The 13,071-nt window shown below is 70.3% G+C and carries 11 protein-coding genes; 4 read left to right on the top strand and 7 right to left on the bottom strand.

Annotated features, from left to right (window positions below; all coding sequences use genetic code 11):
- Positions 1–5: 5 nt before the first annotated feature.
- On the top strand, positions 6–1,166 hold the full coding sequence (locus MZV50_RS03665; RefSeq protein WP_252633066.1) for an aminotransferase: 1,161 nt from the start codon (positions 6–8) through the stop codon (positions 1,164–1,166).
- A 5-nt stretch (positions 1,167–1,171) separates the two neighbouring features.
- Here MZV50_RS03665 and MZV50_RS03660 read toward each other — a convergent pair whose 3' ends face one another.
- From MZV50_RS03660 to MZV50_RS03650, 3 genes are all read right to left on the bottom strand, one after another.
- Positions 1,172–3,757 carry a response regulator gene (locus MZV50_RS03660; protein WP_252633065.1) on the bottom strand — a complete coding sequence of 862 codons (2,586 nt, stop codon included), beginning with the start codon at positions 3,755–3,757 and terminating at the stop codon, positions 1,172–1,174.
- Between the two features lie 328 nt (positions 3,758–4,085).
- The gene (locus MZV50_RS03655) at positions 4,086–5,846 is read right to left on the bottom strand and encodes an aspartyl protease family protein (protein WP_252633064.1); all 1,761 of its coding nucleotides are present in this window, start codon (positions 5,844–5,846) and stop codon (positions 4,086–4,088) included.
- A 122-nt stretch (positions 5,847–5,968) separates the two neighbouring features.
- Positions 5,969–6,733: an SDR family oxidoreductase gene (locus MZV50_RS03650; RefSeq protein ID WP_252633063.1), complete on the bottom strand. Its 765-nt coding sequence runs from the start codon at positions 6,731–6,733 to the stop codon at positions 5,969–5,971.
- Between the two features lie 274 nt (positions 6,734–7,007).
- Between MZV50_RS03650 and MZV50_RS03645 the strand changes: the two genes are divergently transcribed.
- The 3 genes from MZV50_RS03645 (at position 7,008) to MZV50_RS03635 (ending at position 9,627) form a co-directional block, all read left to right on the top strand.
- Complete coding sequence (locus MZV50_RS03645; protein WP_252633062.1) at positions 7,008–7,490, top strand: SRPBCC family protein; 483 nt, start codon at positions 7,008–7,010, stop codon at positions 7,488–7,490.
- Positions 7,491–7,636: 146 nt separating this feature from the next.
- Positions 7,637–8,641 (top strand): phosphoglycerate dehydrogenase, encoded by a 1,005-nt coding sequence (locus tag MZV50_RS03640; protein WP_252633061.1) that lies wholly within the window; start codon positions 7,637–7,639, stop codon positions 8,639–8,641.
- A 47-nt stretch (positions 8,642–8,688) separates the two neighbouring features.
- Positions 8,689–9,627 (top strand): LysR family transcriptional regulator, encoded by a 939-nt coding sequence (locus MZV50_RS03635; RefSeq protein ID WP_252633060.1) that lies wholly within the window; start codon positions 8,689–8,691, stop codon positions 9,625–9,627.
- A 15-nt stretch (positions 9,628–9,642) separates the two neighbouring features.
- On the opposite strand, the gene MZV50_RS03630 is transcribed toward MZV50_RS03635, so the two are convergent.
- From MZV50_RS03630 to MZV50_RS03615, 4 genes are all read right to left on the bottom strand, one after another.
- Complete coding sequence (locus MZV50_RS03630; RefSeq protein WP_252633058.1) at positions 9,643–9,861, bottom strand: AbrB family transcriptional regulator; 219 nt, start codon at positions 9,859–9,861, stop codon at positions 9,643–9,645.
- Between the two features lie 59 nt (positions 9,862–9,920).
- On the bottom strand, positions 9,921–10,229 hold the full coding sequence (locus tag MZV50_RS03625; RefSeq protein ID WP_252633057.1) for a DUF4387 domain-containing protein: 309 nt from the start codon (positions 10,227–10,229) through the stop codon (positions 9,921–9,923).
- Positions 10,229–11,614: an acyclic terpene utilization AtuA family protein gene (locus tag MZV50_RS03620; protein ID WP_252633056.1), complete on the bottom strand. Its 1,386-nt coding sequence runs from the start codon at positions 11,612–11,614 to the stop codon at positions 10,229–10,231. The genes MZV50_RS03625 and MZV50_RS03620 overlap by 1 nt, the downstream gene beginning before the upstream one ends.
- A gap of 116 nt (positions 11,615–11,730) precedes the next feature.
- Entirely contained in the window at positions 11,731–13,068 is a 1,338-nt protein-coding gene (locus tag MZV50_RS03615; protein ID WP_289781898.1) for a CitMHS family transporter, read from the bottom strand.
- Positions 13,069–13,071 lie beyond the last annotated feature (3 nt).

The following is a 13,071-nucleotide window of genomic DNA, read 5'->3' as shown; positions in this document are numbered from 1 at the left end:
CCCCCATGGTCCATCCCGTCTTCGACAACCTGCCGACCACGATCTTCGAGCGCATGAGCGGCCTCGCCCGCCAGCATGGCGCGATCAATCTGGGCCAGGGATTTCCCGACGACCAGGGGCCCCTGCCCGTGCGCGAGGCCGCCGCGCGGGCGCTGATCGAGGGCTCCAACCAGTATCCGCCGATGCGCGGCCCGCCCGAGCTGCGCGCCGCAGTCGCCGGTCACTATGGCCGGACGCAGGATCTGCAGCTGGATCCGGACACCGAGGTCACCGTCACCTCCGGCGCGACCGAGGCCCTGGCGGCGGCGTTCCTGTCGCTGATCGCGCCGGGCGACGAGGTGGTGCTGTTCCAGCCGCTGTACGACGCCTACCTGCCGCTGGTGCGTCGAGCGGGCGGGGTTCCCAAGCTGGTCCGCCTCTCGCCGCCGCACTGGCGTTTCACGCGCGCCATGCTGGAGGCCGCCTTCAGCGACAAGACCCGGATGGTGGTGCTGAACAGCCCGCTCAATCCCGCCGCCGTCGTCGCGCCCGAAGAAGACCTGGCCCTGCTGGCCGAGTTCTGCGTCCGGCACGACGTCATCGCCGTCTGCGACGAGGTCTGGGAGGCCGTGGTGTTCGACGGCGCCCGCCACCGGCCGCTGATCGGCTTTCCCGGCATGCGCGAGCGGACGGTCAAGATCGGCTCGGCCGGCAAGCTGTTCGGCATGACCGGCTGGAAGGTCGGTTTCCTGATCGCCGCGCCACGCCTGACCCGCGCCCTGGCCGCCGCCCACCAGTTCCTGACCTTCACCACCCCGCCCAACCTGCAGGCCGGCGTGGCCTGGGGCCTGGAGCACCACCGCGCCTGGTTCGACGACATGCCGGCCAGCCTGCAACGCTCGCGCGACCGCCTGACGGCCGGCCTGCGCGCGGCCGGCTATGTCGTGCTGGACAGCCAGGGGACCTATTTCCTGAACGTCGACCTGGCGGCTTCGGGGATCGCGGTGGACGACGTCACCTTCTGCGAGCGCTGCGTGGCGGAGTTCGAGGTGGCGGCGATCCCGGTCTCGGCCTTCTTCGCCGAGGATCCGGTGCGCAACGTGGTGCGGCTGTGCTTCGCCAAGAGCGACGCGACGCTGGACGAGGCGGTGGGCCGGCTGGGGGCGGCGCGGACGGCTTTGGCTTAGCGCCCCTACAGCGCCCCCAGCGCCGCCGCGAGCTCGCGCGCCGTGGTCCGGGCCAGGCAGCGGTCCATGGCCGACAGCAGATTCCGCAGGTCGATCGGCTTGGCCACGTGGGCGTCGCAGCCGGCGTCCAGGCAGGTCTTGATCTGGGCCGACATCACGTCGGCGGTCAGGGCCACCACGGGCAGGCGCGCAAAGCGCGGGTCCAGGCGCAGGCGGCGGGTGGCCTCCAGCCCGTCCATCACCGGCATGTTGACGTCCATCAGCACGATGTCGATCGGCTGGGCGTCCAGGATGTCCAGGGCCTGCTGGCCGTTCTCGGCCTCGACCAGGTCGCACTCGAACGGCGCGAGAAACAGGCGGATGACCCGGCGGTTGACCGGATGATCGTCGACGACCAGCACCCGGCGACCCTGCAGGGCGACGAAGCCCGTCTCCTCCTCGCCCGCCTCGACCTCGCGCACCGGCAGCTCGGACGGCTCGGCGGCGTCGACCAGCATCTCGATGGTGAAGACCGAGCCCAGCCCCTCCTCGCTCTCGACGCGGATCTCGCCGCGCATCATCTCGACCAGGCGGCGGGTGATGTTGAGGCCCAGGCCCGTGCCGCCGAAGTTGCGGGTGGTCGAGGCGTCGGCCTGGGTGAAGGGCCGGAACAGCTTGGCGACCGTGACGGCGTTCATGCCGATGCCGGTGTCGGCGACGCGCAGGCGCACCCGCACCCGGCCATCATCCTCGGGATAGCAGGCCAGCCCCACCTCGACCTTGCCGTGGGTGGTGAACTTCAGGGCGTTGGAGACCAGGTTGGTCAGGCACTGGCGCACCCGCACCCCGTCGAACATCAGCGGCCCCGGAGCCTGGCTCTCCAGCTTGAAGGTCAGGCCCACGCCCTTCTCCAGGGCGGTGGGCTGGTAGCCGCCGACCAGCCGGGCGCAGGTCTGGACGATGTCGCCGACCGTCGGGGCGATCTCCAGCTTGCCGGCTTCGATCTTGGACAGGTCCAGGATGTCGTTCAGCAGAACCAGCAGGGTGTCGCCGCTGTCCATGAACAGGTCGACCTGTTCTCGCTGTTCGGCGGTCAGCTCGCCACCGCGCAGGGCCTGGCCCACGCCCAGCATGCCGTTCAGCGGCGTGCGCAGCTCGTGGCTCATCACCGCCAGGAAGGCCGACTTGGCCTTGTTGGCGGCCTCGGCGTGCTCCTGGGCGTCCTTGAAACGGCCTGAGGCGCGGCGCTGGTGCACGGCCCAGGCCACCCCGCCGGCGACCAGCGCGGCCAGCAGCAGGGCGATGACCGCCGAGGCCCGCGCCAGGCTGCGGCTCAGCCGCACCTCCTCGGTCAGGCGGCGGCTCTCGTCGCGCTTGGCCCGCAGCTCGCTGTCCAGGGCCGAGGACATCTCGGTGACGCTGCGCGAATGGGCGCGGTCCTCCTCGACGCCGTCGATGCGCCGCCAGGCGTCCAGCTTGCGGAACGCGTCCTGGCCGCGCCCCTCGGCCTGGTCGATATAGGCGTCGATCAGGGCCTCGGCGTGCGGGTCGCGCGGGGCCAGGGCCAGCGGGGCGGCGCGCAGCCGCAGCAGGTCCTCGCGGGCTTCGGCGGCGCGGCCCAATTGGGCCTTGGCCAGGGCGCGCTGGCCCAGCATCAGCACCTGCAGGCGGCGATCGGGATGGGCCAGGTCGGCGGCGGCGGGCTCCAGGCAGGCCAGCACCCGGGCGGGGGCCTCGCGGCGCGCCGCGATCCGGGCGCACAGGAAGCGGTCCCAGGTCAGCAGGTTCCGGTCGCCATACGCCGCCACCATCCTGTGATGCAGGGCGGCGAAGCGCTCGGCCGCGTCGAGCTCGCCCAGGGCGGCGGCGGTGTAGGCGATGTCGTAGATCCGTTCGATCTTGCGCACCTGGAAGGCGTCTCGCTCGTCCAGCCGCGCGGCCTGGGCCATGTGCTCCAGGGCCCCCTCGCGGTCGCCGATGTCCGACAGCGTGTAGCTGTGCACCTGGTGCAGCTCGGCCAGCAGCGGCTGGGCCACGCGGCCGCGCCGCTCCAGGTCGCCGGTCAGGTCGGCGGCCAGGCGCGCGGCCTGGGCCCAGCGCCCCATCTGCCCCAGGTGCCGCACCCGCTCGATCCCCGCCATTACCCGGATGTCCGGTCCCGACCGGGTCAGGAACCGCACCCAGTCGGCGTCGGTGAACGCCCGATAGCCGCGCGTCTCGTGGCGATAGGCGATGGTCTCCAGCTCGACCAGCGTGGCCAGGGCCGTGTCATGGTCGCGCCGCGCCACGGCGCCGGCCTCGCGCGCCCAGGCGTCGAAGCGGTCGGGGATCTGGTTGCTCTTGTAGGCGTACAGCACCCGCCACAGGCCAAACAGCCGCGCCTGGCCGTGCTCGTGCAAGGCCTGGCGGCCGGCCCGCTCGATGTCGGCGTTGTCGCGCGGCGGATTGGCCGCCTCGTGCGCGCCGATCTCCTCGCTCAGCTGCTCCAGCCGCTGCCCGAGGGGAGAGGCGGCGGCCTGGGAGGATTTGGCGAGTGATGCGCCCGTCTGCCCCCAGGCGGCGCCGGCCGCCAGGGTTCCGATCATCAGGATGGAAGTCAGAAGGCGGCGCAAATGGGCATCCCGGATACTCGCGGCGCAGCCTTCGTGAGGATTGATGTAGGACCAGTTAAGCTTACCGCCTATCGATGCGCGGTTCGGGTATGTATGGGCGGCTGGATGACCTGGCCGCCCCGCTCATCGCCGCGAAGGCGGGGCGCCGGGCGAGGCCGATGCCGAAGGGCGCTCTCGACCGATACTTGCCCCCTCCGCGCCTGCGGCGCTCCTCTCCCGGAGGGGGAAGAAGGACCGCGCGCAGCTTCCGCCCCCCTCTGGGGGCGGACGAACCGCGAAGCGGTCAGGTGGGGGCCTGCGGCGCTGGTCGTACGGACTGCGTCAGCCCTCAGCCATCCAGCTGGTAGCGCTTGATCCGGGCGGCGACGTCGGGATTGATCGCCAGGGCCTTGGCCTTGTCCGCGTCGGCCTCCGCGACCTTGCCCAGGCGGCGCTCGACGAGGCCGCGGGCGTAGAGCGACCAGGCTTCACGGGGCGATCCCTTCACGGCGGCGTCGTAATCGACCAACGCCTTCTCCAATTCGCCACGGCGGAAACGGACCAGGGCGCGGCTGTCCAGGAAGGCCGGATCGCCGGGATGCAGGCGCAGCGCCGCGTCGCAGTCGCTCATCGCCTTGTCCAGCTCCCGGTTCAGCAGCGCCCGCGCCCAACAGCGGCCGTTCAGCGCCTCGGCGCGCCCCACGTCCTCCGGATGACTTTTCAGCCACAGATCGTAGTTGGTCAGGGCCTGCTCGGGCGCGTCGAGGGCCGAATACAGGCGAGCCAGGCGCAGCCGGGGCTGGGCGGACGGCGCCAGGTTCTCGTCCGCCGCCTTGAGATCGTCCAGCGCCCCGGCCGGATCGCGCGAGCCGCGGCGCAACTGGGCGCGGGTCAGACGCGCCTCCGCGTCCTTCGGATCCAGCGCGACGGACTTGTCCAGGTCGGCCGCGCCGAGCAGCAATTGACGGTTGGACAGGTGCGCCCGGGCGCGCTGCAGCAAGTAGTCCGCATCGTTTGGCGCCAGGGCGACGGCCTTGTCGAAATCGGCGATGGCGGCGTCGAACTTGCCGTTAGAGGCCAGCACCGCGCCCCGCCGGGCATAGCCCGGCGCATCGGTCGGCTCGGCCGTCTTGTCGGTCAGGTCCACCGTCTTGCCGGCCTTGTCGACCGCGCCCTTGGGGCTGATCCCGAACAAGGGCCCGCCTTCGTAGGTGAAGAACATCCGGTGGTTCTGGTTGTCGACGAAGACCCGGTGGCTGAGGAAAAAGTCGACGCCGATCAGCATGTCGGCGTCCCCCAGCGCCCCGTCGAAAATCTGCAGCCAGGGCTTGCTGATCACCTCGCCGCCGATATCGATCTTGTCGAAACGCGCCTTCCAGGTCCGCACGCGCTTCTGGCCAACGCCCCAGCTGAAGCCCTCCAGCGGCAGGCCGTCCTTGTCCGGATTGACGCCCAGGCGTTTGGCCGCGTCCAGCGAAAGGACCGAACTCGAGGCGCCGGTGTCGAACATCGCCTTGAGCTTGACGCCATTGACCTCGACCGTCGCCAGGGTGTGCCGGTCGCCATTCTCCATGGGCTCGATGCGCATGAGGGTGAACGGCTTGTCCCCGGCCCAGTAGGTCAGGCTGACGTCGCCACAGTCCTTGGTCTTCATGATCCGGACCGCGCCGTGACCAAGATCGTATTCCACGCCCGCGATGCCCAGGATGTTCTGGCCCAGGAGACCGGCATAGCGCGTGGAGCTGCCGCCGACGGCGAACTCGACGCGTGGGAGCTTCTGCCCGGCGATGACGAACTCTTTGGCCGTCGTGACGCCCAGCGAGGTTTCGCCGCCCACGCCCTTCAGGCGCGCGTTCACGCCCAGGCTGCCGACCGACAGGCCCAGCTCCTGGGCGGCGCCGGCCGACATGGTGCTGTGGAACGCGCCGCTATCGACGATGAAGCGCGCTTCGCGCCCATTGATCTGGCCCGTCGTGACCGGCGACAGGCCTTCCATGGTGACGGGAAGCTCGGCCAGCTTCATGACCTGGCACTTCGACGCCGCCAGGGTCTGGGAGGACAGGAAGGCAAGCGCCAAGGCGAGGCCCGACACGCGCAACGCGGAAAACATGAACAGCCCCTCGCCCTTAGCGACAGCAAAGTCGCTTCACTCGTAGAGCGATCTTCCTACGCCGGTTTGCGCTCGGCAAGCGCTTCGCCGTTCCGGGCGGGAATGACGGGCGTCTTCGGGTTCTAGATCGTCGCGCCGCCGTCCACGATCAGGGCCTGGCCAGTCATGAAGCTGCCGGCCTGGCTGGCCAGGTAGACGGCCGCGCCGGCGATCTCGTCGGGCTCGCCGATGCGGCGCAGCGGCACGCCCTTGGTCGCGCGCTCCAGGGTGGCCGGGTCGTCCCACAGGGCCTTGGCGAAGTCCGTCTTGATCAGGCCCGGCGCGATGCAGTTGACCCGCACGTTGTCGGGCCCGAACTCGTGCGCCAGGTTGCGCGCCAGCTGGAAGTCGGCGGCCTTGCTGATGTTGTAGGCTCCGATGATGGCGTTGCCGCGCAGGCCGCCGATCGAGCTGACGATGACGATCGCCCCGTCCTTTCGCGCGCGCATCTCCGGCGCGACCATGCCGATCAGCCAGTGATTGCTGATGATGTTGTTGTCCAGGACCTTGCGGAACTGCTCGTCGCTGATCCCGGCCAGCGGGCCGTAATAGGGATTGCTGGCGGCGTTGCAGACGCAGATGTCGACCTGGCCGAACGCCTTCCGGGTCTCGTCGACCAGGTTCTGCAGCTCGTCCTTCGACGCGATATTGGCCGGGACCGCTATGGCCGTCCCCGCGCCGTGCTTTTCGTTCAGGGCCGCGGCGACCTCTTCGCACGGCCCGGCCTTGCGCGACGAGATCACCACCTTGGCCCCGTGCTCGGCCATCCGCTCGGCGATCGCCTTGCCGATCCCGCGCGAGGATCCGGTGATGATCGCCACCTTGCCCGTGAGGTCGAAGAGGTTCATGTCGCGCGCCCTAAACGCTTGTTTGAATTGCGAGCACAGTGAGACGAGGCGCGCGGCGGGTCAAGGTTCCCGAACATCCTCCCCCCAAGGGGGAGGTGTCGGCTCGAAGAGACGACGGAGGGGGAAGCGGCAGGCTCGGCAGTGCTTACCCCTCCGGTCCTTCGGACCACCTCCCCCGCTGGGGGGAGGATGGAAAAATTCCGCACTCGCTGTCGGGACGGGTGGATCGCCGCCGTCCTTGAGGCGAGAGTTCATGCCAACAAGGAGACGCCTCATGCCGCTGGACACCGCCGACTTCCCCGCTGACCGCGAACTGGTGCTGGAGCGCATCATCGATGTCCCGGCCGAGAAGCTGTACCAGTGCTGGACCACGCCGGAGCTGATGCCGCAGTGGTTCTGCCCCAAGCCCTGGACCGTCTCGAACGTGCGCATGGACGTGCGCACCGGCGGCAACACCTACCTCGAGATGAACGGCCCCAACGGCGAGGTGATGCCGCAGCCGGGCGTCTATCTGGAGGTGGTCCCGAACAGGAAGATCGTCTTCACCGACGCCTTCACCGAGACCTGGAAGCCGTCCGCCAAGCCGTTCATGGTCGCCATCGTCACCTTCGAGGACCTGGGCGACGGCACGACCCGCTACCGCGCGGCGGCCCGCCACTGGAGCGCCGAGGACAAGGCCGCCCACGAGCAGATGGGCTTCCACGAGGGCTGGGGGATCGTCGCCGACCAGCTGGCGGCGCTGGCGCGGACGCTCTAGGGGCGATCGAGCGCCCCCGGGCCGGGCCCGGGCGGGCGTTCGGTCTTTCGATATTTGGATCGAATGATGCGCGCTGTGATGTGGCGCGCGCCGAGGTCATGGCTTTCTGTCGCCTCCAGTCGGATGTCGGGAAATCTTCAGGACCCATGCCTCGCCCTCGTAAGGTCGTCGTCACCCAGCGCTTCTTCGACGACCGGACCCAAGCCTATCTGCGCGCCCAGGGCGTGGAGGTCGTCCTGCCGCCCCTGCCGCCCGGCAAGGCCGACGGAGACCTCGACCACGACACTCTGGTGGAGATGCTGACGGGGGCGTCCGGCTGGATCGTCGGCCATGCGCGGGTGACGCGGGCGCTGCTGGAGGCGCTGCCGGACCTGCAGGTCGTCTCGCGGCGCGGGGTGGGCTACGAGCGGGTCGATCTGGAGGCCGCGCGTGACCTGGGCCGGGTCGTCGCCATCGCGGCGGGCGGCAACGACGCCTCGGTCGCCGACCACGTCATCGGCCTGATGCTGGCCGTGGGCCGACGCTTCCGCGAGTCGCAGCAGCGCATGCTGGACGGCGACTGGTCGATCCTGATGGGCTCGGACCTCTGCGAGAAGACCGTCGGCGTCGTGGGCCTGGGCCGGATCGGCAAGAGCGTGGTCAAGCGGCTGTCGGGCTTCGACTGCCGGGTGCTGGTCCACACGACGCGGCCGGACCCCGCCTATGCCGAGGCCACGGGCGTGGCCTTCGTCGCGCTGGCCGAGCTGCTGGCGCGCTGCGACTACGTCACCCTGCACGCGCCGCTGACGCCCGCGACCCGGTTCATGATCGACGCCAGCGCGATCCAGGCGATGAAGCCGGGGGCCATACTGATCAACACCGCGCGCGGCGGGCTGGTCGAGGACGCGCACCTGCTGGACGCCCTGCGCGCGGGGCGGCTGGGCGGGGCCGGCCTGGACGTCTTCGTCAGCGAGAGCGATCCGGCCTACAAGCCGATCTCCCAGGCCCTGCTGGCCCTGCCCAACGTGGTGGGCGCGCCGCACGCGGGGGCTTCCTCGCGCGAGGGGCTGGAGCGCACCAACCTGGTCGCGGCCCGGTCGGTGGTGGCCGTCCTTGACGGCGTCGATCCCGCGCCGGAATGTGTGGTCGCCGACGGCCGTCCCGGCCGCTGATCCGCGCCGCCCCCGCTTCCGCACGCCGAAGGAAAAGCCCGCGTTCCATGGAGCTGGATTGGCTGGAAGACTTCCTGGCGCTGGTCGACCATCAGCATTTCGGGCGCGCGGCCGAGGCGCGCAATCTCTCGCAGCCCGCGTTCAGTCGCCGGATCCGGCTGCTGGAGGCCTGGCTGGGCGCGCCGCTCTTCAACCGTGACACCCACCGCGTCGCCCTGACGCCGGCCGGCGAGCAGTGGAAGCCGACCGCCGAGGACCTGCTGCGGCGACTGACCCTGGGACGGGAACAGACCCGGGCGATGGCCGAGGGCTTCGTCTCGACCCTGCGCTTCGCCTCGACCCACGCCCTGTCGATCACCTTCTTTCCGCAATGGCTGGAGGCGATCGAGACCCAGACCCCGCTGAGCTCGTCGGTCAGCCTGGTGACCGACAACATGGCCGGCTGCGAGCGGATCATGCAGCAGGGCCACGCCCACTTCCTGCTGTGCCACCACCATCCCTCGACCCCCGTGTCGCTGCGGCCGAACTATTTCATCTCGATCGATGTCGGCCACGACGTCCTGATCCCGGTCAGCGCCCCGGCGGCGGACGATCCGGCGCGGCCGCGCTTCGCCCTGCCCGGCAAGCTCGGCGCGCCGACGCCCTATCTGGCCTTCGGCGAGGTGTCTGGCATGGGCCGGATCCTGGCCTCGGCCCATGCGCTGGACGGCCCGTCGATGTGGCTGGAGCCCCGCTTCACCGCCCATGTGGCGACGGTGCTAGCGGCCATGGCCCGGGCGGGACGCGGCATGGCGTGGCTGCCGCTGAGCCTGATCGCCCGCGACCTGGCCGAGGGCGACCTGGTGCGGGCGGGCGACCAGACCTGGGACGTGCCGATCGACATCCGGCTGTTCCGCCCCCGCGCCCGCCAGACCGCCGCCGCCGAGGCCTTCTGGACACGCCTGAAGGCCCGGGCGGAGGCCGATGCTCCGTCGCCTTCCGTCTAGTCGCGGAAGCCGGACCTAAGCGGCTGGCGGCCGGGTCCAGCGCGCCACCCGGCTAGCCGCCCAAGGGCCGACCATCAGCACCAGGATGATCCGCGTGACCTGGGCCGCCAGGATGAACGGCAGGTCGACCGGCGTCGAGGCGGCGATGATCAGGATCGAGTCGACGCCGCCGGGGCGCGCAGCGCCGCGAGCGCCGCGTCGGCCAGGGCGGTGGTGAGGGCCAGCAGCGCCCACTGGACCCCGGGCCGCCCCAGGGCCTGGCGCGCTCGCCGCGTCAGAAGCGTCAAACCGGATCAGTCCAGCCGGACGTCCAGCAGCCGCACGAACTGCTGGCCGCAGTGCATGTCGCGCTCGACCACCCCGCCCTGCGGGCTGGTGCGGGCGTACGAGATCTTGACCACGTTGAGGTCGGCGACCGGATAGTGGCGCACCAGCGCCGGATCGGCCCCGAACAGGCGCTGGAACAGCTGGGGGCCCAGCGCCGGATTGGCGTGATGCTTCTCGAAGCTCTCGGGCCCGTCGAAGAACAGGTCGAACGTCACCCAGTAGGGGCCGGCGTTCTTGGAGCGCACGTGGCGGCAGACATCCTTGACCGTCGTCATCACGCCGCTTCCTTCTTCGTCAGGTCGATCCAGGTGGTGCGCGCCAGGGCCATCGGGTCGTCGATCGCGATCACGTGGTTCAGCTTGAACTCGTAGACCGCCCCGCGCTCGATGTCGGCGGGGGTGAAGGCGAAGCCGTAGCTGGGCAGTTCGTCGTCCTCGACGATCGGGAAGTGGAAGAACCAGGCGTTGCAGGCCTTGGCGATCTGGGTGGCCATCTCCTGGGTCGCGGCGGTGGCGACGAACATCACCCCCACCTCGCGCGGGGCCGGCGTACCCTCGGGCGGGCGATCGCCCGAGACCGCGTTCCAGCCGTAGAGCCGCAGCGAGATATTGTAGTCGCCGGCGGCCTCGCCGATCGTCGTCTGGACCCGGTGGTTCAGGGCCGCCAGCATCTTGTCGTGAAACTCGTCGAGCCGCGACAGGACCTCCGGATCCTGGATGCCGATCAGCATGAGGGTCTGGAAGCCGCCCGATCCCGCGCCTTCCAGCTTCAGGGTGTAGGGCTTCTCGTCCCAGACCGAGCCGGTCACCCGCACGCGGCGGTCGTCCAGGGCGGCATAGCGTGCGGCGGTGACGTCCAGCACGCCGCCGGGCTCGGTCAGCAGGAACGGATTGGCGTTCTCGTACAGCATGTGGGCCGAGACGCTGTGTGGATCGCAGCGGTTCTCCAGGCTCAGCGGCTCCACCTCGAAGCCCTCGGCGTCGATGCTGATCAGCACGCCCGCGCCCTTGGTCCGGTAGACCGCGCACTGGCTGCCGCACTCGGCGATCTTGGCCGCGTGCCAGGCCGGTCCCCACGGCGCGCCTTTCAGCAGGGCGAAGCTGGACAGCACGGCGGTGTCGGTGGTGCGACCGCCTAGGATCAGGTCCGCGCCGGCTTCGAGGGCGGCGACATAGGGCTCGGCCCCCAGCACGGCGACGATGTGGTCGCAGGCGTCGATGGTGGCGTCGTCCAGCGGGCCCAGCGGCGCCAGCGGCCGGATCGCGCCGGCGGCGTTGCGAGCCTTCAGCGCGGCCTTGTCCTGTTCGGAATACAGCAGCGCGATCTTGGGTTTCAGGCCCAGCTCGCCGGCGATCTCCAGGGCGATGTCGCGCGTCCAGTCGACGTTCTTGTCGCCGCCGGCCTGACCGCTGGTGCCGACGATGACGGGGATGCCCGCCTCGGCCCCGGCCTTCATCAGGATGGCCAGGTCGCGCTTGACCGAGGCGCGGTTGTTCTTGGAGACGCCCAGCGCCAGATAGGCCGCGCCGCTGTCGGTGGAGCCGGCGTCCGTGGCGATGGCGTGGGCGCCCATCTCCAGCCCGCGCCGGACCTCGTCCTCGTGGACGCCCGCGCCGAGGGATCCGCACGGCACGATGATCTTGATCGGACCTTCCAACATTCGCTTCCACCACGCCAGGGCGCGGCCCTGCCGGCCGCTTCAAGATCGTGTCTAGCGCCATCGGATCCAGTACGTCAATAAATTGGATCCAATTTATCATTCAGTGCGACATCGCGTCAGGCGCGCAGGGGGAAGGCGCCCATGGCCAGGGCCGCGACCAGCACCACCAGGCAGATCGCCACCGCCCATTTCAGGCTGAAGCGCTGGGCGTCGGCGACATCCACGCCCAGGAGACCACAGGCCAGGTAGATCGGCGCCAGCAGCGGGCTCAGCGAGTGGACCGGCTGGCCGATCAGGGCGGCGCGGGCGATCTCCACCGGCTCGACGCCGAAGCTGGCGGCGGTCTGGGCCACTACGGGCACGACCCCGAAGTAATAGGCGTCGTTGGACATCACGAAGGTCAGGGGCATGCTGACCAGGGCGGTGATCGGCGCCAGATAGGGTCCGACGCTGGGCGGGATCACCGACAGGGCCGCCTTGGCCATGCCGTCGGCCATGCCGGCCCCGTTGAGGATGCCGGTGAAGGCGCCGGCCGCAAACAGCAGCACCACGATGTTGACGACATTGTCGGCGTGGGCGGCGATCCTCGCCTTCTGGTCCTTCAGCACCGGGTAGTTGACGGTGATGGCGATCGCGAAGGCGCTCATCATCAGCACCGGCAGCGGCGCCAGCCCCGAGACCATGCCCAGGATCAGCACCAGGGTCAGAACCAGGTTGAACCAGAACAGCCTGGGCCGGCGGATGTCGCGCTCGACCTCGATCGCCTTCGCGGCGGCCAGGACGGCCACGGGCGTGACGTCGTCGGCCGCCGGCGCGGTCCGGTCGGCCAGGCGGCGGCGCTCGGCGCGTCCGAAATGCCAGGCCAGGCCGAAGACGGCCAGCAACCCTACCCCGGCGGCCGGCAGCATCGGTCCGACCACCTGGGCCAGGTCGACATGGACAGCCGCCGCCGCCCGCGCCGCCGGCCCGCCCCACGGCACGTAGTTCATCAGGGCGTTGCTCAGGCCCAGCAGCGTCGCCAGGATCAGCGGGTTCATGCCCACGCGCCGATAGACCGGCAGGAAGGCGGTGATGACGATCAGCGCCGTGGTCGTGCCGTCGCCGTCCAGCGACACCACGGTGGCCAGGATCGCCGTGCCCAGACTGATCCGCAGCGGGTCCTCGCCGACGATCGACAGCACCTTGCGCACCAGGGGCTCGAACAGGCCCGCGTCCATCATCACCGCGAAGTACAGCACCGCGAACGACAGCATCAGCGTCGTCGGCGCCACCTGCAGCACGCCCTTGACCATCATCTCGCCCAGGCCTGCGCCCGCGCCGGCCAGCAGGCCGAAGACGACGGGCACGATCAGCAGGGCGGCGACGGCCGACATCCGCTTGGTCATGATCAGCGTCATGAAGGTCACGACCATCAGCAGGCCAAGGACGGCGGGCTGGCGCAGAACGTCGATCACGAA

Source organism: Caulobacter segnis (assembly GCF_023935105.1).
In the GTDB taxonomy this organism is placed as follows: Bacteria; Pseudomonadota; Alphaproteobacteria; order Caulobacterales; family Caulobacteraceae; genus Caulobacter; species Caulobacter segnis_B.
This window is presented reverse-complemented; position numbering and strand designations above follow the sequence as displayed.

Coding starts and splice junctions, on each gene's coding strand:
- MZV50_RS03645 (WP_252633062.1), top strand. CDS start 7,008: ATGCCGCTGGACACCGCCGACTTCCCCGCTGACCGCGAACTGGTGCTG.
- MZV50_RS03655 (WP_252633064.1), bottom strand. CDS start 5,846: ATGTTTTCCGCGTTGCGCGTGTCGGGCCTCGCCTTGGCGCTTGCCTTC.
- MZV50_RS03625 (WP_252633057.1), bottom strand. CDS start 10,229: ATGACGACGGTCAAGGATGTCTGCCGCCACGTGCGCTCCAAGAACGCC.
- MZV50_RS03635 (WP_252633060.1), top strand. CDS start 8,689: ATGGAGCTGGATTGGCTGGAAGACTTCCTGGCGCTGGTCGACCATCAG.
- MZV50_RS03650 (WP_252633063.1), bottom strand. CDS start 6,733: ATGAACCTCTTCGACCTCACGGGCAAGGTGGCGATCATCACCGGATCC.
- MZV50_RS03620 (WP_252633056.1), bottom strand. CDS start 11,614: ATGTTGGAAGGTCCGATCAAGATCATCGTGCCGTGCGGATCCCTCGGC.
- MZV50_RS03640 (WP_252633061.1), top strand. CDS start 7,637: ATGCCTCGCCCTCGTAAGGTCGTCGTCACCCAGCGCTTCTTCGACGAC.
- MZV50_RS03665 (WP_252633066.1), top strand. CDS start 6: ATGGTCCATCCCGTCTTCGACAACCTGCCGACCACGATCTTCGAGCGC.